The following is a 17,769-nucleotide window of genomic DNA, read 5'->3' on the forward strand; positions in this document are numbered from 1 at the left end:
CTTTATGCAGGCCGGAAGACTGAGAAACAGGGTGGTAGTTCAGAACATCACAACATCCAGAGATCCTTCTGGCCAGCCTGTTGAAGCGTGGCATGACGGTGCGGAAACATGGGCAGAAGTAAAGGGCATTAGTGGGCGCGAGATGGTAGCCGCCGGGGCTGAAACTGCAGTCGCCACTATCAGGGTATGGACACGATTTCGTAGCGATATAACTGCTGCGTCCAGACTCAGGGTTATGACTGGCCCGTTCAAGGGTGCCATTTTGAATATCATAGGTCCGCCAATCCCTGATTCTCGTGGTATTCAGCTCGAAATTCTTTGCAAACAGGGAACTGAAAAATGATTGGGACGAGCCTCGATTTTTCCGGGCTGAATGACATCGCAAAGGACCTGGAGGCGCTTAGCCGCGCTGAAAATAACAAGGTGCTACGTGATGCTACCCGCGCAGGTGCTGAGGTGCTTAAGGCAGAAGTTATTGCGCGTGCGCCGGTACGTACTGGGAAACTGAAAAAAAACGTGGTGGTGGTGACCCAAAAAAGCCGCCGCCGCGGGGAAATTTCTTCCGGTATTCACATCCGTGGTCGCAACATGCGAACCGGTAATAGCGACAACACCATGAAAGCCAGCGACCCGCGTAATGCGTTTTACTGGCGCTTTGTAGAGCTGGGCACTGCGAACATGCCTGCGCATCCATTTGTGCGACCCGCTTATGATACTCGCGAGGAGGAGGCCGCCAGCGTCGCTATTACCAGGATGAACCAGGCTATTGATGAGGTGCTGAGTAAGTGAATGAAGATGATATCTACGCCTTGCTCTCTCCTCTGGCAGAAGGCCGGGTATATCCCTACGTTGCGCCACTGGGAAGTGACGGAAAGCTGTCAGTCTCGCCACCCTGGATTGTCTTTTCTATCGTCTCTGATGTTTGCTCTGACGTGCTGTGTGGCCAGGCAGAGAGCAGGGTTTCCGTTCAGGTCGATGCGTATTCCACAACGATCACAGAATCAAGAAACCTGAGAGATTTGGCGCTTGCCTCGCTTAAGCCGTTAAACCCTACAGAGGTGGTAAAAATACCCGGATACGAGCCATATTATCGGCTATACCGTGCCACCCTGGATTTTAAAGTTACACCTTGATAAATCATTCACCCAATGAACCCGCTTAATGGCGGGTTTTCTTTTTCCAGGAGACAGCTATGTCTGCACTTTATGAAAAATCGCAACTGACGAAGATCCTTATTTCCTCCTTGCCAGCCACCAAGGAAACGATGGACTCCGCAACCTTGCTCGATCTGAGTTGCACCATCAAAGAAATTCAATTCACCGGTGGTCAGAAGCAGGATATCGACGTAACCACGCTTTGCTCTACCGAGCAGGAGAACATCAACGGTCTGCCTTCTCCGTCAGAAATCTCTCTGTCCGGCAACTTCTACAAAAACCCGGCGCAGGACGCCTTGCGTGATGCGTATGACAACGATACTACCTACGCTTTCCAGGTTATCTTCCCGTCCGGCAAGGGCTTTAAGTTCCTGGCTGAAATCCGCCAGCACACATGGTCTTCTGGCACCAACGGCGTGGTTGCGGCAACGTTCTCCCTGCGCCTGAAGGGTAAGCCTGAAAACATCGAATCTGGATCCTGAGAGGTCGAATGAAGAACATTAAAAACCTCGCCCTGGCTAAGATGTCGGGCTTTCGTCATAAGACGGTCGCCGTTCCTGAATGGGAAGGCGTCAAAGTGGTTCTCCGTGAGCCGTCAGGTGAAGCCTGGCTGCGCTGGCAGGAAGTGGTGAAAGCGGGTGCTGATGATGAAAATGTTTCGGTATCGGAAAAGGCACACCGTAATCTTTGCGCTGACGTGGTGCTCTTCATTGACGTCCTGTGCGACACCGATAAGCAACCGGTATTCAGCGTAGACGAAGAAGAGCAGGTGCGTGAAATCTACGGCCCCGTCCATTCACGCCTACTCAAACAGGCGCTTGACCTGATCAACAACGCGGACGAAGCGCGGGAAAAGTATCAACCCCCGGCGTAAAGTTTCTGATGTCGCTTGCGCTCCGGATGGGGCGCACGCTCTCAGAGCTTCGGCAGAATATGACGGCAAGCGAGCTTCTGATGTGGATTGAGTACGACAGGCAAAGTCCGGTTGGCGATATCCGTGGCGACATTCAGGCAGCCCAGCTCGTCTCTGCCATCTACGGCTCGCAGGGGGCAAAAGTACCGCTGGACGATGCGATCCTGCGATGGGGTGGTGATGAACAGCCAGCAACAAAGGACCCGTTTGCGGGACTGGAGGCGGCGCTAACTGCTGCGACACAATAACTGCTTCACATGTCTTCAATGTGGCGATACGCTCTTTCCTTAAGAAAAGGAGGCGTTATGGAACCACTGGTAGTAGTGTTTGGAGTATTCGGCTGGCTGATAAATTTAATTGTGATTTTTTATTTATTACGGTTTAGCACAAGGGCAAATGAACAAGTTGAAACCCTTAAAGAAATAAATAAAAAGCAAGATGCGCAAATAGATTTATTAATACAAGTCGCTCACCAAAGAAAAGACAGTTTATAACTCAAGACCCGCTATCAAGCGGGTTTTTTATGGGTGAAAATATGGCTACGTTGCGCGAACTGATCATCAAAATATCTGCAAACTCTCAGTCATTCCAGTCAGAAATTTCCCGTGCTTCAAGAATGGGTAATGACTATTACCGGGTAATGCAGACTGGAGGACGCCAAGCGGCCGCAGCTTCGCGGGAGACTCAGCGCGCCTTGGCTGAGGTAACTAGTCAAATAAACACCGCGAAGGCCTCAGCACTGGGAATGGCAGGTGCATTTGCTGGAGCATTTGCAACTGGCCATCTTATATCGTTAGCCGATGAATGGAGCTCTGTTAATGCCAGGCTAAAGCAGGCTTCCCAGTCGTCCGATGATTTCACAGAGTCTCAGCGGGCGCTGATGGATATTAGCCAACGAACCGGAACCGCCTTCTCTGATAATGCGAGTCTGTTTGCGCGTTCCGCCACATCGATGCGTGAATACGGATACAGTTCGCAGCAAGTTCTGGATGTAACCGAGGCCATTTCTACTGGACTAAAGTTATCCGGCGCCAGCACGGCAGAAGCAAGTTCTGTTATCACCCAGTTTAGTCAGGCATTAGCACAGGGCGTGCTGCGGGGCGAGGAATTCAACTCTGTTAACGAAAACGGTGATCGAGTTGTCCGTGCGCTGGCCGCTGGGATGGGGGTAGCTCGTAAAGATCTGAAGGCAATGGCCGATCAGGGGATGCTAACCGCAGATAAAGTTGTCCCGGCCCTGATAAGTCAACTTGGCACTATGCGTGGTGAATTTGAGGCAATGCCGCAGACCGTTTCTGCTGCCACGACGAAAATCGAAAATGCTTTCATGGCATGGGTAGGAGGCGCTAATGAAGCCACTGGTGCGACAAGTACCCTTGTTGCTGTATTGAATACAGTTTCTGACAATATCGACACTGTGGCTACGGCTGCCGGAGCTTTGGCTGCAATAGGTGGAGCTCGCTATCTTGGGGGGATGTTTGGCGACCTTGGGAACCAGACGGAGCAATTAATAGATGCCAGAAAGAACGAAATTGCGCTCGCATCTGCAAGGGCTGAATCGGCTACCCAATCACAACGAAAGGCGGCTGCAGATGCAATTGCTGCCGAGCGTGCTTATCAGCTCTCGCTATCCGAGCTGGAACTTGCAAAAAACACAAATGCAGAAGCGACAGCTACACAAAATTCTATTGCCAAACGGCGTGAAATGATAGCCGCCAATGCCACTCTCGTTCAGTCAAATAAAGCAGTATCAGCGTCGCAAGAAGCACTCAACCGATCAACATCGGTAATGAATTTATTCAAGTCTGGCGCTACGGGGCTTTTGTCGTTAGTTGGTGGTTTGCCAGGAATTTTAATGTTGGGTGCTGGGGCGTGGTACACGATGTATCAACGCCAAGAACAAGCCAGGGAATCTGCAATCCAATATGCGGACACAATCGAGCAGGTACGAGATAATCTGAAATCAATGTCTCAGACGCAGATATCCGCCAACCTTGGACAGGCGAATATTTCACTGGATGCTCAAAATAGTGCGATTGAACAGCAGAAGCAGAAAGTTGCTGAATTATCCAATCAACTTTATAACGCAAAATTAGCAGCCAATTCTGCTTCAGAGGGAACATGGCTGTATAACGATGCGGTTGAGAAATCAGCAGAGTTTGCTTCAGAACTTGCGGTTGAAGAAGGCCGACTTGAGCAAATGCTCAATAAAAGAAAGCAAACACAACAGTTAATAAACGACATAACTGATCAGGCTATAAATAAAACAGTAGAAATGGCTGGCGCCGTAAGTTCTCTTACAGAGATGTATGACCGTCTGAACAAGGTTTCCAGACAGTCTACAGCAGTGTCCCCACCAAAATATGCAGGGCCTGTACTTCCTGCACTTGATAATAAGCAGCAGCAAGCTATAGACAAGGCGCAGCGACAGCTTGAGTTGTCCGGTCTTAAGGGATTGGACAAAACCCGCAAGCAGGCGGAATTCGATGCATCTGACCTTAATCTCCCTGCTGGTTGGCGTGAGAAGTATGTCAGCATGGAAGTTGAGTCAGCCAGGCAGTTGCAAGCTATTCGTGACTCAAGCCGCCATAAGGGCGGGAAATCCGAGGCGGAAAAAACAGCTGATGCCTATGACAAGCTGATCAAACAGCAAAAAGAGCAGATTGCCCTGCAAGGCCAGAATACTGAACTGGCGAAGGTTAAATACCAGGTCAGCCAGGGGGAGCTTGCTTCTCTGACAGAAGCCCAGAAAAAGACGGTATTGCAGAATGCTGCGCTGATTGACCAGGTTAAATTACGTGAGCAACTGCGAAATTACGAAGCCAACCTTGCCGACAGTAACGCCAGCGCCCGCTCAGCCAATGAAGCGCAACTGCTGGGTTACGGGCAGGGTACCAGGTTCCGTGAAAGACTTCAGGAGCAGTTCAATCTGCGTAAGGAGTTCGAGCAGAAGAATACCGATCTTCTCCGCCAGCGTCAGGCTGGTGAAATCGACGAGACGTTCTATCAGCAGGGACTGGCACTTAATAAGCGCTATCTCGATGAGCGCCTGCGCGACCAGGAGGGATATTACGCAGCTTCTGATGCGCAGCGTGACGACTGGATGACGGGACTGTCTGAGGGTTATGCGAACTGGGTGGACGAAGCTACTGATTATTCTTCCATGGCCGCTGACGGCATGAAGCAGGCTATGGGTGGCGCCGTCACCACGATCACCGACATGCTCAATGGCAACGTTGACAGCTGGAAGGACTGGGGCGTCAGCGTACTGAAGATTATCCTGAACGTTCTGGTGAACATGGCTGTTGCTAACGGCGTCAGCTCAATTGGGTCGCTGTTCAGTTTTGGCGCCTCATCAGCCGCTACCGCCAGCAGCGGTACCGCTATTCAGAATGCTGGCGCGAACTTTACCTTTAATGCGAAGGGCAATGTTTACGACTCTCCGTCCCTTAGCGCTTACAGCAATGGCGTTTTTCAGACGCCTCAGCTGTTTGCTTTTGCCAAAGGGGCGGGCGTTTTCGGCGAGGCGGGTCCGGAAGCTATTATGCCGCTCACGCGCGCCGCTGATGGTTCGCTGGGCGTTAGGGCAGTTGGCACCCCTCAGGTCTCTGGCGGTGTACCTTCAGTTAACTTCGGCGATATCAATATCCAGGGCGGAAATCCACAGGCGGCCAGTCAGGGTACTGCTGGAGCAGCAGGCAGGCAGCTTAAGGATGCCATCACTGGCGTCATTAACGAACAGGCCAGCATGCCGGGCTCGCCTCTGTGGCGATTAATCAAGGGAGTTTAACCATGACAGTAGAAACCTTCAGCTGGTGCCCAAAGGTTGCCTCTCAGGTTGATACAAATTTTCGTACCCGAAAGGCACAGTTTGGCGATGGCTATACGCAGGTGGCAGGGGATGGTATCAACCCGGTAACACCTCAATGGAGCGTGAGCTTTACCGGCGACGAGGCTTACATTCAGGCCATAAAAAACTTTCTCAACAGTCATGCCGGGTGGAAGTCATTTATCTGGAAGCCGCCGCTTGAGCCCTCAGGCTTATGGCGCGCGGAATCCTTCCAGATATCTACCCACGGCAACAAAAAATACACCCTCAGCAGCACATTCATACAGGCATACCATCCATGAGTATTTCATCTGATGTCCAGAAACTGGAGCCGGGTAAGCGCGTCCGCCTGATCGAGGTGGACGGATCAGCTTTCGGTGCGGGTATTCTTCGCTTTCACAACGAGACAATCCCGCACACCGAGGCGGAAATCATCGCCGCAGGCGGCGACGAGTCAAAACTTGAGCTGAAATCAGTGTGGTGGCAGGGGCAGGAGTATGGCGCGTGGCCGTATGAACTGACCGGCATATCTGTCAGCAGTGACGGACAGAGTTCACGACCGTCTCTCACCGTTGCAAACATCAGTGGCACGATTGGCGCGATGTGCCGAAGGTTTCAGGGGATGGCTAAAGCAAAGGTGATCATCCATGACACCTTCGTCCACTACCTGGATGCAAGAAATTTTCCTGGCGGGAATCCGACTGCGAATCCCAACGAGGAGCGCAAACAGGTTTATTACATCGACCGTAAATCAGGCTCAGATGATGAAACCGTAGAGTTTGAGCTTTCCAGCCCAGCCGATCTGCGCGGGCAACTCATTCCGACCCGGCAAATTCAGCCAATGTGCACATGGTGCATGAGGGGCTGGTACAAAACCGGAAATGGCTGCACCTACGCCGGGCAAAACGGCTGGTTCGACAAAGACGGGAACCAGGTAGACGATCCTTCGAAGGATGTTTGCTCCGGACTGCTGTCAACGGGCTGTAAACCTCGTTTCGGAGAGAATGAACAGCTGGATTATGGCGGGTTCCCCGGCGCTTCGCTTCTGAGAGGATAATAATGCGCGAGAAAACAGTTAGCGCCATTCTGGCGCATGCCGCCGCATCCTTCCCTGAAGAGTGCTGTGGCGTAGTTATCCAGAAGGGGCGGGTGGAGAAGTTCATCCCCTGCAAAAATCAGGCTGAGTCGCCGACTGAGCAATTCGAACTTAATCCTGAGGATTACGCGGTCGCCGAAGAGCAGGGCACTGTGGTGGCGATCGTCCACAGCCACCCCGGCGACGGGGCAACAACCCAGCCGAGCGAGCTCGACATGCTAATGTGTGATGCCACGGAACTGCCCTGGATTATTGCATCGTGGCCGGAGGGCGACATTCGCACCGTCATGCCTCGCGGAGACCGCCCCCTCACAGGACGCCAGTTTGTACTCGGGTATGCAGACTGCTGGTCTCTCATCATGGACTATTTCCGCATCGAACACGGCATTGAACTGCCCAACTACAGCGTAGATCGCCACTGGTGGGAGCAGGGTGAAAACCTCTATATGGATAACTGGCAGGAATGCGGTTTCCGTGAGTACGACGGTCCCGCTCAGCCCGGTGACATGGTTATCATGCAGGTTCAGTCCACCGTCCCGAACCATGCCGGGATTTTGCTGGAAGGCAGCATGCTACTTCATCACATGTATGGCCAGCTAAGCCAGCGTATTCCCTACGGCGGCTATTACCGTGACCGTACCATCAAAATTCTGCGTTATAAGGATTTGATGTAATGGAAAGAAAAACCGTTATCAAACTCAGCGGCTCAATGGCCCAGCGATTTGGCAGGACACATCGCCGGGCGCTAACGTCCGCCAGCGAAGTTTTCAGGGCGCTTTCAAACACAATTGACGGATTTGATGCTTACCTGCGCGAGACCAGAGCGAAAGGGCTGGACTTTGTCATCTTCCGAAACCAAATAAACATAGGAAAGGAAGAGTATGAGCTTCTTGGGCCTGGCGATGAACTTCGCATTATCCCTGTCATACGCGGTAGTAAAAGGGCGGGACTCTTTCAAATTATTACAGCCGCCGCAATTGTGGCTTTCACCTGGTGGAACCCAATAGGATGGGCTGCAGGTACACAAATGGCGCTATATGCTGCAGCTGGTTCTATGGCAGTTGGTGGCGTGGTGCAAATGCTCTCCCCTCAGGTATCAGGTCTGCGAATGCGGCAGGATCCTGATAACAAACCCTCTTATGCGTTTGGTGGGCCCGTTAACACAACAGCATCTGGCAATCCCGTCCCCCTGCTTTATGGGCAAAGGGAAATTGGCGGCGCGATTATCTCAGCCGGGATTTATGCCGAAGATCAGCAATAAACCAAACCATGTACTGTAAGCCACCTGCGGGTGGCTTTTTTTATGGATGCGATATGACGACGACAATCATCAAAGGCCGCGGTAAAGGCGGAAGCAATCAGACCAGAACGCCCGTTGAAGCACCCGACAGCATTCAGTCCATTGCGAGGGCAAAGGTGCTTATTGCTCTTGGGGAGGGTGAGTTCGCTGGCGGGCTTGATGGTAAAAACATTTTTCTTGGTGACTCATCTTCGTACACGCCTCTCCAGAATGCCGACGGTAGTTACAACTTCAGCAATGTAAAATATGAGTTCCGTTCCGGTACTCAGGAACAGGACTACATTCAGGGCTTCCCCGGCATTGAAAACGAACTTCAGGTTTCATATGAGCTGAAACAGGCCGTGCCGTACGTGCGCGCGGTATCCAACACGCAGCTCTCTGCACTGCGAATTCGCCTGGGATGGCCAACTCTTTTACTCCAGAAAAACAACGGCGACAAAGTCGGAACCCGCGTCGAGTATGCCATCGATCTGTCGGTCGATGGCGGGTCGTATGAAACGGTGGTTAACGGTGCTGTCGATGACAAAACCACGTCGCTTTATGAACGCAGTCACCGCATCAACCTTCCAAAAGCCTCGACTGGCTGGCAGTTGCGGGTTCGCAGAATCACGCCGGATTCCACGAGCGTGAATATCGTGGACACTATGCGTGTTGTAGCTGTAACTGAAATTATTGACGCCAAACTTCGCTACGTTAACACAGCGCTGCTGTATGTAGAGTTTGACGCAAAGCAGTTTCCTAATGGCATTCCTCAGGTTGTGTGCAATCCGAAGGGGAGAATCATCCGTGTACCAGACACTTATGATCCAGAAACCCGGACTTACTCTGGTACATGGGAGGGCGTATTTAAATGGGCATGGACGGATAACCCTGCCTGGATTTATTACGATATCATTCTGAACGAGCGTTTCGGGCTGGGTCAAAGAATCGATGCGACTCAGATAGACAGATGGGAGCTTTATCGCATCGCCCAGTATTGCGATCAGCAGGTACCAGACGGCAAGGGCGGAAGCGGGACGGAGCCTCGTTTTCGTTGCAACGTTTATATCCAGGACCGTAATGACGCCTGGACCGTACTTCGTGATCTGGCGGGTATATTTCGCGGCATGACGTACTGGGGCGACAATAAGATGTATGTCCTGGCTGATATGCCCCGCGATGTGTGGCACATCTATAACCATGCCAGCGTTGTTGAGGGAAAATTTACCTTTGCGGACCCGAGTGAAACCACCCGAAATACTGCCGCACTGGTGAACTGGTCAGACCCAGCCAACCACTTCAAAGACACGCCTGAGCCTGTTTACGATAACGATCTGGCCATGCGCTTCGATTATCGTCAGTTAGAAATGACTGCAATCGGCTGTACCAGGCAGTCAGAGGCAAACCGGCGGGGGCGCTGGGCGCTGCTTACTAACGGTATCGGCGAGGTAGTGACCTTCAGTACTGGTATGGATGTTCCTCCTGTCGGGGAGGTAATTGGCGTGGCTGCTAACGAGCTGGCCGGAAGAACTATCGGCGGAAGGGTGAGTGCGGTTAACGGCCGCAACATAACACTCGATCGCGCTAGTGATGTGAAAGCCGGGAACCGGCTGTTTTTGAACCTGCCATCTGGCATGGCTCAGGCCAGAACCGTTCAGGCCGTTAACGGAAGCATCGTGACAGTTACCACGCCCTACAGTGAAACGCCGGAGGTTGAATGTAACTGGGGTGTGGATTCTGACGATCTGACTATAGCGCTTTTCCGTGTAACGGGAACGCGGGACAACAACGACGGCACCTTCGAAGTCACCGGGACGACTTACAACCCTGACATCTATTCCGCCGTTGATACCGGCGCAAGACTGGACGAGCGTCCGATCAGCGTCATTCCACCAGGGGTTCAGGCTCCCCCAGAAAATATTGTCGTTGACAGTTACTCAACGGTTAACCAGAACATTGCGATTACCACTATGCGCGTTGCCTGGGATTCAGTTCAGGGTGCTGTTGCGTATGAGGCGGAGTGGCGGCGTGACAGCGGAAACTGGGTAAGCGTGCCCCGAACCTCTTCTCTCGGCTTTGAAGTGCAGGGTGTCTACTCAGGTCGCTATCTGGTCCGCGTCAGGGCGGTGAACGCCAGCGACGTTTCATCAGTCTGGGCGACATCATCAGAAGTAAATCTTACCGGCAAAGTGGGAAATCCACCGAAGCCGGTTGGATTTGCCGCGACTGGTATTAACTGGGGCATCCGTCTGAACTGGGGATTCCCGTCGAATACCGCCGATACACTCAAAACTGAAATTCAGTACACCGCCAACGCCGATCATTCTAATCCGCTCCTGTTGTCTGATGTCCCGTATCCGCAGTCCGAATATGTCCAGTTGGGTCTTAAAGCTGGGCAGGAGTTCTGGTACCGCGCGCAGCTCGTCGATAAATCGGGGAACGAATCTGGCTGGACGGACTGGTTGCGAGGAATGGCTAACGATAATGCGGATGATTATCTGGGAGATATAGCCGGCGATTTTCTGACATCAGAAGATGGTGACCGCCTGACGGGAGATATTGATACCAACCTTGAAGGCATTATGCAGAACGCGCTGGCGAACCACGGAACCGTTGAGCATCAGTTTGCTCAGTTAGGTGAGGTCCGCGCTGATATCCTGGTAGTGAAGACAACTATCGCTGATGTGGATAAGGCCATGGCGGAAATGTCCACGCAGGTGCAGGCGCAGTTCAATGGCGTAACTGCTGCACTGGAAGATAAGCTGACCGCCGTCGTTGATGCTACTGGAGCCTCAGCGATTTACACCCTCAAAACCGGGGTTCGAATTAACGGTGTGATGTATGACGCCGGGATGTCGATTGCCGTGCTGGCGGAGGCCGGAAAGCCAGTGGTTACCCGGATTGGGTTTAACGCTAACCAGTTCGTACTGATGAGCGGCAGTGGTGATACGCAATATTCACCTTTTGCCGTGGTTAATGGGCAGGTATTTATCAGTGATGCGTTTATTCAGTATACCAGTATCACTCTTGCAAAGATTGGTGAGCTTCGTTCATCGAATTATGTTGCGGGCCAAACGGGCACCATCATGAAAGCAGACGGAACGTTTGAAATTAATGGTTCTAATGCAGGTGATGGTAGAACCACAATAGATAACTACGGACAGAAGGTATATGACAAAAATAATACTCTTCGGGTTGTTGTTGGCAAATATTAGCGGTTGCGCCTCTATTTCTCAGGCATTAAATAGTGGCGTTAAAAGTGTCGATTGTACGGCTGTATATTCTTCGCATTTAGGTGCCGGTGCTGAACTTCGTACTGCGACAGTTTCTATCAAACAGATCCGCATTGATAAAAATGGGACGTATTGGGTCAGACCGATTAATGGTCTTTATGTTCGATTCTTTCCTGGCTGGAAGTCTACTGAACACCTGACAAACTACCAATGTAAAGGGGATGATTATGGCTTACGGAGTGCAGTTGTTCGACGCTAAGGGGAATGAGCTGGTAGGGCGATTCAATCCCACCTTTGTTGCCTCAGTTATCACTTCGCCAGCGTCAGGCTCTAAGGCTTATCCGGTCGTTGAGGGCAAAACCCTGGTCGCAGATCCGCAAAACATATTCACCCCAAGCGGGTCAAAAGGCCAGACTCCGGCATCGGCGACCGTTGCCAATGGCACGGTTACCTGGTCTAACGCATCAGTAAATCAGCCAATATTGGTGATGTACAAATGAGTTATGGTATTAAAATTTTTCGTGAAGACGGTAGTCTGTTTATTAGTCCTGAAGTCACACCGATGAATTTTATCGGTGTATATCGTTTCACAGGAAATATGACGATCCCCACAGACATTCCAGCCACGGCAAACGTGATTTCATTTATCCGTAACGATTCTGCAACCGGTGCCGCTTATGTTATTCCGGTTGCTTCAAATGGGAAATGGAATCTGAATTTAAACTGCAATGGGGTAGGCGGTCATGTCTACGTGTTCGCAAACGTTGTTCCTGTTGCGCATGGTGTTGGAATGGCAGTGTATAACGCTAACGGCGATATGGTCTGGAATACAGACTGTTTACCGCTTGAGCTTCATTTTGTAGATAACCCGTGGAACGGTTCAGGAAATGGCAATGGTGCAAACTACGACGTTAATGTCGGGCTTCCGGCGGCAGTAGTATCCGGTATGAGTTCAAATTACCTTGTCCCGTTAGATCCTGCTGCTGGAATTTATATTTATGGGACGCTGACGGCACGCGCATATGACAACATCGTTGGCGGGTATTCCATTTACAGCGAACAGATTAACGGGCAGGCTCCCACACCACGATTTAAAAAACAGTATATCTACATCGATACGCGACTTTATTCGTAGAGGCTGCTTTCTATCCCAATCACTAACCTCGCTTCGGCGGGGTTTTTTATTTTCTAAATTCTGGAGTCACTATGTCAGCAGGAACATTAACCCTGACCAACAAATCAGCCGCTGTTACCGGTTCCGGCACGGCCTTCACAACCGAACTGGCGGCCGGTGATTTCGCCGTTGTTACTGTAGGCGGTATTCCGTACTCACTCCCGGTGAAAAGCGTTAACAGTAATACATCGCTGACGCTGGTGAGTAACTTCACTGGCCCAAGTCAGGCGGGAGCAGCATGGTATGCCGTGCCGCGTGTTGCAATGAACCTGGTTACCGCTGCACTTGTCACACAAAGCGCCGAAGCTCTGCGGGGGCTTAACTTCGACAAACGGAACTGGCAGCAGTTCTTCACCGCTACTGGCGATGTCACCATTACGCTTCCAGATACCAGCCAGACGACAGGGCCATCGGCTAAAAAACTGATGAGTAGCGTGGAAGCTAAAGCAGATGCCACGGATCCTCGCCTTGATACGATAAATGGTAAGTCTGGGGGGCAAATTAATAGTGGTGTGAACCTGGCATGGGGAACGGATGGCGTTTTTTCCCACTCTATGGGGTTTGATGTCATTCCTGGCCAGGAAGCAGCGAGGCTCCGGGGATCACGTGCTGACTTCGTTGATGGCACTAACCGTGTCATCCTGAATCTGGATTCCGTAGGGAACAGGCGGACAGTTTTTTACTCTAACGGGGGCATTTTATGCCAGCCTGGCCTTTATGGTGGGCCACAAATGTACTCTACGTTCCTTAATTTCGTTAGCGGCCCGGTAGACCTTTGGGTTGATAACTCCCGAATGGGTTCAATTCAGTTAGCCACCACATCCGACAAATTGCTTAAGAAAGAAATTGCATACGTTAACGGAGCTTCCGCTTTGGCTGAGGTAATGCAGTGGCGTCCCGCGACCTTCAAGTTTAAGAAGCGAGGCATCATTCCTGAAAGTGAGACGCAGTTTGGTTTTATTGCAAATGACTTAGTTGAACTATCCCCGGAGTGTGTGAAGGGCAAAGGTCTTGAAGAGGGATTCGATGAAAACAACGCCGCTGATGCTTATTCTCTGGACGAGACAGCCATGATTGCCAAACTGACGTTATCAATCCAGGAGTTGCAGAAACAAATTACTGATCTTCAGGAGCGCAGAGTTTAACAGTCATGCGATACGGAAAGCGGCGCTACTACGCCACTTACAAGCTGATAACCGGGCTGAGTGGTGAGCCAGTGGATATCCCGGATGATGTATTTATCTCGGTGCGCGTTGAGATGCCTGCTGACTCTGTTTACAGCCGGAGCTTGCATGAGCGCGGGAATGAGAGCTAATCATGATTTTATCCATTTTTTTTTGATAAGCTTGGTGCAAATCAGCCAGAAAAAAAAGTACACAACATGAGCCAGTTAACGTTACATGAATTCGCATCGATAAATTGTAAACTGAAAGATATCAGCGACACATGGTCCGACTTATGGGTTTTTCTTCATATCTTACCAGTCAGCATTGGTAGGGTGGTCAGTCTGCGATACGGTAACCTTATAGGTGACTCCCTTGTAGTGGAGGCGAACGGAAGATTTGAAGAGAAAATCCTATCTGTACCAGCCGTTGTTCGCCACATTGTACAGAGGCGCAGGGACAAATATCCCCACGATGTTTACGTTTTTCAGAGTCACTCCAACCGGGTCAAATTTCAGCAAAGGCCAGTAACAGTTATTGCATTCAACCAGGCATTGAAGATTGCCTCCAAAGGAGTGACGGATAAGGTGGTGAGCAGCAAAAGTGCGCGATGGTAGCTCGCCGTTGAGAGGTGTATTCGGGGTGATCACTTACATCATCAATGATGCCAGAACCACTGACTTTGATGATTCCCCCGGTGATTTGATGCATTTTATTAAAAGAAATTAACGAGAGGTCACGTTATCGTTAATGTAGAGGTTAATTATCATTTCTGTCTGGATTGTTAGACACAGCAACCCCTACCTTTACTACAGCGTACAGCGTGATACATAGGGCGATTATTACAGAAAATATCAATGAGAGGCTAGTGATCATAATTCTTCTTAATATTGGATGGATTCAATTATCAGACTTCCGAATTAGGGAAAGGTTCCTGGCAATTCTCGCGCATTGCATCAAGGAAGGGGGTACCGGCAACCCGAATGCACCAATGTAACTCAATGTACTAGGGATAGAGACATTTTAAGAAGCGTCTTGTGGGGCACTAGTGGGACAAATATGCTATTTTTGGGGCATTATGGGACACGTATGGGACGCTTTGCCATATATGAACCTTACCGATTTTCATATGTGGCGAGGTTTTAACTGTATGAATAAGCTAAAGAAAACACATGCTCTTGGGCGTTCTTTAGTGATTTTTAAATAGCCCGCGTCACGCAATTAAAGTGGCGGGCATAATCTTCAAGGCCAGCGATCCCCAATCGCGCCCATTTCGGGTGCGACCATTGGGGCAGACCTAGATAAATCATAACGCGGCAAGAATCTCGTCGCTGCTGCGGACGCGAGCGATGCGCGGGAAAATATGCGTCATGCTGCCACTGTGCTGCTCGGCAGAGGCGGCGCTGCAAGCGTCTTCGGCAATAATCAGGTTGAAGCCCAGCTCCCATGCATTACGCGCGGTCGATTCGACGCCGATGTTGGTGGAGATGCCACACAGAATGATCGTCTCAATACCGCGGCGACGCAGCTGCATTTCAAGATCGGTTCCGTAGAATGCGCCCCACTGGCGTTTGGTCACTTCAATATCGCTGTCCTGTTTGCCCAGCAAAGACGGGTAAATCCACCAGTTGTCCGGCAGTGCTTTAGCGGGAGCTTGCATGTCAACTGGCTGTTTTAATGCTTCGGCAAAGTCAGCCGACCAGCCAACGCGAACCATCACCACCGGCATGGATGCGGCGCGGCATTTATCGGCCAGACGTGCGGCTCGTGCCACCACATCGCTGGCGGTATGCGGACCACCGGCAAACGGCAGAATACCTTCTTGCAGGTCAATCACTACAAGGGCGGTTTTGTTGGCGTCAAACTTCAGCATGGTTTTTCCTCTCTGAGCGGGCTGTTGGAGCATACCTTACAATCGTCGCCAGGTGATTGAATGGATAAATATTGTTAATTTTTGTGAGCGTAGGCAATAAGCGTTCAGCAAACAGGCGTATAAACCGCACTGGGCTTATCGTGGGCGAGAATTTCCAGTATAATAGCCCCCTTTTTTCATCTAATAGTGACATTCAGCTAAAGCTGCGACAGTTAAGCCTGCACGGCAGGCGACAATCCGCCGACGGCTAAGTTAAGGGATATCTCATGCGTACAGAATATTGCGGACAGCTTCGACAGTCCCACGTTGGGCAGCAGGTGACTCTGTGTGGTTGGGTCAACCGTCGTCGTGATCTCGGCAGCCTCATTTTTATCGACATGCGCGACCGTGAAGGCATCGTTCAGGTATTCTTCGATCCAGATCGTGCGGATGCATTGAAGTTAGCCTCTGAACTGCGTAACGAGTTCTGCATTCAGGTGACCGGCGTCGTGCGCGCGCGCGATGAAAAGAACGTCAACGCCGATATGGCGACCGGCGCAATCGAAGTGCTGGCGTCTGACCTGACGATCATCAACCGTTCAGAAGCACTGCCGCTGGACTCCAACCACGTCAATACCGAAGAAGCGCGTCTGAAATACCGCTACCTCGACCTGCGTCGTCCGGAAATGGCACAGCGTTTGAAAACGCGCGCCAAAATCACCAGCTTCGTGCGCCGCTTTATGGACGATCACGGTTTCCTTGATATCGAAACCCCAATGCTGACCAAAGCGACTCCGGAAGGCGCGCGCGACTACCTCGTACCGTCTCGTGTACATAAAGGTAAATTCTACGCGCTGCCACAGTCTCCACAGCTGTTTAAACAGTTGCTGATGATGTCCGGCTTCGACCGTTACTATCAGATCGTAAAATGCTTCCGTGATGAAGACTTGCGTGCTGACCGTCAGCCAGAATTTACCCAGATCGACGTCGAAACCTCATTCATGACCGCGCCTCAGGTGCGTGAAATCATGGAAGCGCTGGTTCGCCAGATGTGGCAGGACGTGAAAGGCGTGGATCTGGGCGACTTCCCGATCATGACCTTTGCGGAAGCTGAACGTCGTTACGGTTCCGACAAACCGGATCTGCGTAACCCGATGGAGCTGGTGGACGTTGCTGACTTGCTGAAATCCGTAGAATTTGCGGTCTTCTCAGGTCCTGCTAACGATCCGAAAGGCCGCGTTGCTGCGCTGCGCGTACCGGGCGGGGCATCACTGACCCGTAAGCTTATCGACGAATACGGTAACTTTGTGAAGATCTATGGCGCGAAAGGCCTGGCTTACATCAAAGTGACCGAGCGTGCTAAAGGCCTGGAAGGCATCAACAGCCCGGTAGCGAAATTCCTCACCGCTGAGATTGTGGAAGCGATTCTGGAGCGCACCGGTGCGCAAGATGGCGACATGATCTTCTTTGGTGCCGACAACAAGAAAGTGGTTGCGGATGCATTAGGCGCGCTGCGTCTGAAGCTGGGTAAAGATCTGAACCTGACCGACGAAAACATGTGGGCGCCGCTGTGGGTTATCGACTTCCCAATGTTTGAAGATGACGGTGAAGGCGGTCTGACCGCAATGCACCACCCGTTCACCTCGCCAAAAGACATGACCGCAGAAGAGCTGAAAGCGGCACCGGAAGACGCGGTTGCTAACGCTTACGATATGGTCATCAATGGTTATGAAGTGGGCGGCGGTTCCGTGCGTATCCACCGTGGCGACATGCAGCAGACCGTGTTTGGTATCCTGGGCATCACCGAACAGGAACAACGCGAGAAGTTTGGCTTCCTGCTGGATGCGCTGAAATACGGTACTCCACCGCATGCAGGTCTGGCATTTGGTCTGGATCGTCTGACCATGCTGCTGACCGGCACCGACAACATTCGTGATGTTATCGCCTTCCCGAAAACCACTGCTGCCGCCTGTCTGATGACCGAAGCACCAAGCTTCGCGAATCCGGCATCGTTAGGTGAGCTGGGTATTCAGGTTGTGGCAAAAGAGCCAAAAGAGTCGGCGGAGAACAAGTAAC

At 51.4% G+C, this 17,769-nt stretch carries 19 protein-coding genes and 2 pseudogenes; 18 read left to right on the plus strand and 3 right to left on the minus strand.

All coding sequences use genetic code 11. The features are described 5' to 3' along the window. Positions 1 to 4: 4 nt before the first annotated feature. The 17 genes and pseudogenes from U0026_RS09920 to U0026_RS10000 all read left to right on the plus strand — a co-directional run bounded on the left by U0026_RS09920 (position 5) and on the right by U0026_RS10000 (position 13,993). On the plus strand, positions 5 to 343 hold the full coding sequence (locus U0026_RS09920; protein WP_062779608.1) for a phage head closure protein: 339 nt from the start codon (positions 5 to 7) through the stop codon (positions 341 to 343). Beyond that, a complete protein-coding gene (locus tag U0026_RS09925) occupies positions 340 to 789 on the plus strand; it encodes an HK97-gp10 family putative phage morphogenesis protein (protein ID WP_062779610.1) in 450 nt (149 codons plus the stop codon). Before U0026_RS09920 ends, U0026_RS09925 begins: the two co-directional genes overlap by 4 nt. Further along, the gene (locus U0026_RS09930; RefSeq protein WP_073971244.1) at positions 786 to 1,133 is read left to right on the plus strand and encodes a DUF3168 domain-containing protein; all 348 of its coding nucleotides are present in this window, start codon (positions 786 to 788) and stop codon (positions 1,131 to 1,133) included. The genes U0026_RS09925 and U0026_RS09930 overlap by 4 nt, the downstream gene beginning before the upstream one ends. Before the next feature lie 59 nt (positions 1,134 to 1,192). Beyond that, a pseudogene (locus tag U0026_RS09935) lies at positions 1,193 to 1,612 on the plus strand (phage tail tube protein); the annotation flags it as partial. A gap of 32 nt (positions 1,613 to 1,644) precedes the next feature. Further along, on the plus strand, positions 1,645 to 2,028 hold the full coding sequence (locus tag U0026_RS09940; protein WP_062779613.1) for a phage tail assembly chaperone: 384 nt from the start codon (positions 1,645 to 1,647) through the stop codon (positions 2,026 to 2,028). A gap of 8 nt (positions 2,029 to 2,036) precedes the next feature. Then, positions 2,037 to 2,315 (plus strand): phage tail assembly protein T, encoded by a 279-nt coding sequence (locus U0026_RS09945; protein ID WP_062779615.1) that lies wholly within the window; start codon positions 2,037 to 2,039, stop codon positions 2,313 to 2,315. A gap of 57 nt (positions 2,316 to 2,372) precedes the next feature. Further along, complete coding sequence (locus U0026_RS09950; protein ID WP_062779616.1) at positions 2,373 to 2,561, plus strand: YebO family protein; 189 nt, start codon at positions 2,373 to 2,375, stop codon at positions 2,559 to 2,561. 41 nt (positions 2,562 to 2,602) lie between these two features. Then, positions 2,603 to 5,857, plus strand: coding sequence for a phage tail tape measure protein (locus U0026_RS09955; RefSeq protein ID WP_062779618.1), 3,255 nt, complete (start codon positions 2,603 to 2,605; stop codon positions 5,855 to 5,857). A 2-nt stretch (positions 5,858 to 5,859) separates the two neighbouring features. Beyond that, entirely contained in the window at positions 5,860 to 6,198 is a 339-nt protein-coding gene (locus U0026_RS09960) for a phage tail protein (protein WP_062779619.1), read from the plus strand. Beyond that, positions 6,195 to 6,953: a phage minor tail protein L gene (locus U0026_RS09965; protein WP_062779621.1), complete on the plus strand. Its 759-nt coding sequence runs from the start codon at positions 6,195 to 6,197 to the stop codon at positions 6,951 to 6,953. Before U0026_RS09960 ends, U0026_RS09965 begins: the two co-directional genes overlap by 4 nt. Before the next feature lie 2 nt (positions 6,954 to 6,955). After that, entirely contained in the window at positions 6,956 to 7,666 is a 711-nt protein-coding gene (locus U0026_RS09970) for a C40 family peptidase (RefSeq protein WP_062779623.1), read from the plus strand. Further along, positions 7,666 to 8,253 (plus strand): tail assembly protein, encoded by a 588-nt coding sequence (locus U0026_RS09975; RefSeq protein ID WP_062779625.1) that lies wholly within the window; start codon positions 7,666 to 7,668, stop codon positions 8,251 to 8,253. The genes U0026_RS09970 and U0026_RS09975 overlap by 1 nt, the downstream gene beginning before the upstream one ends. 53 nt (positions 8,254 to 8,306) lie before the next feature. Further along, complete coding sequence (locus tag U0026_RS09980; RefSeq protein ID WP_126440710.1) at positions 8,307 to 11,486, plus strand: TipJ family phage tail tip protein; 3,180 nt, start codon at positions 8,307 to 8,309, stop codon at positions 11,484 to 11,486. 245 nt (positions 11,487 to 11,731) lie between these two features. Continuing rightward, entirely contained in the window at positions 11,732 to 12,004 is a 273-nt protein-coding gene (locus U0026_RS09985) for a hypothetical protein (RefSeq protein WP_062779912.1), read from the plus strand. Then, entirely contained in the window at positions 12,001 to 12,639 is a 639-nt protein-coding gene (locus U0026_RS09990) for a hypothetical protein (protein WP_062779914.1), read from the plus strand. The genes U0026_RS09985 and U0026_RS09990 overlap by 4 nt, the downstream gene beginning before the upstream one ends. Positions 12,640 to 12,710: 71 nt before the next feature. Then, entirely contained in the window at positions 12,711 to 13,823 is a 1,113-nt protein-coding gene (locus tag U0026_RS09995; protein ID WP_126440712.1) for a tail fiber domain-containing protein, read from the plus strand. A 5-nt stretch (positions 13,824 to 13,828) separates the two neighbouring features. Further along, positions 13,829 to 13,993: a hypothetical protein gene (locus U0026_RS10000; RefSeq protein WP_156484230.1), complete on the plus strand. Its 165-nt coding sequence runs from the start codon at positions 13,829 to 13,831 to the stop codon at positions 13,991 to 13,993. A gap of 607 nt (positions 13,994 to 14,600) precedes the next feature. Here the strand turns inward: U0026_RS10000 and U0026_RS22765 are convergent. From U0026_RS22765 to U0026_RS10010, 3 genes and pseudogenes are all read right to left on the minus strand, one after another. Beyond that, positions 14,601 to 14,717, minus strand: coding sequence for a YnaM/YnfT family protein (locus U0026_RS22765; RefSeq protein WP_373859633.1), 117 nt, complete (start codon positions 14,715 to 14,717; stop codon positions 14,601 to 14,603). 338 nt (positions 14,718 to 15,055) lie between these two features. Then, positions 15,056 to 15,151 (minus strand): annotated as a pseudogene (locus U0026_RS10005) (hypothetical protein); the annotation flags it as partial. Beyond that, complete coding sequence (locus U0026_RS10010; protein WP_062776128.1) at positions 15,148 to 15,714, minus strand: hydrolase; 567 nt, start codon at positions 15,712 to 15,714, stop codon at positions 15,148 to 15,150. The pseudogene U0026_RS10005 and the gene U0026_RS10010, both read right to left, overlap by 4 nt. 266 nt (positions 15,715 to 15,980) lie before the next feature. Between U0026_RS10010 and aspS the strand changes: the two genes are divergently transcribed. Continuing rightward, positions 15,981 to 17,768 carry an aspartate--tRNA ligase gene (gene aspS / locus U0026_RS10015; RefSeq protein WP_062776131.1) on the plus strand — a complete coding sequence of 596 codons (1,788 nt, stop codon included), beginning with the start codon at positions 15,981 to 15,983 and terminating at the stop codon, positions 17,766 to 17,768. Position 17,769: the final 1 nt, after the last annotated feature.

Origin of the sequence: Kluyvera intermedia, assembly GCF_034424175.1 — a bacterium.
GTDB classification, from domain to species: Bacteria; Pseudomonadota; Gammaproteobacteria; order Enterobacterales; family Enterobacteriaceae; genus Kluyvera; species Kluyvera intermedia.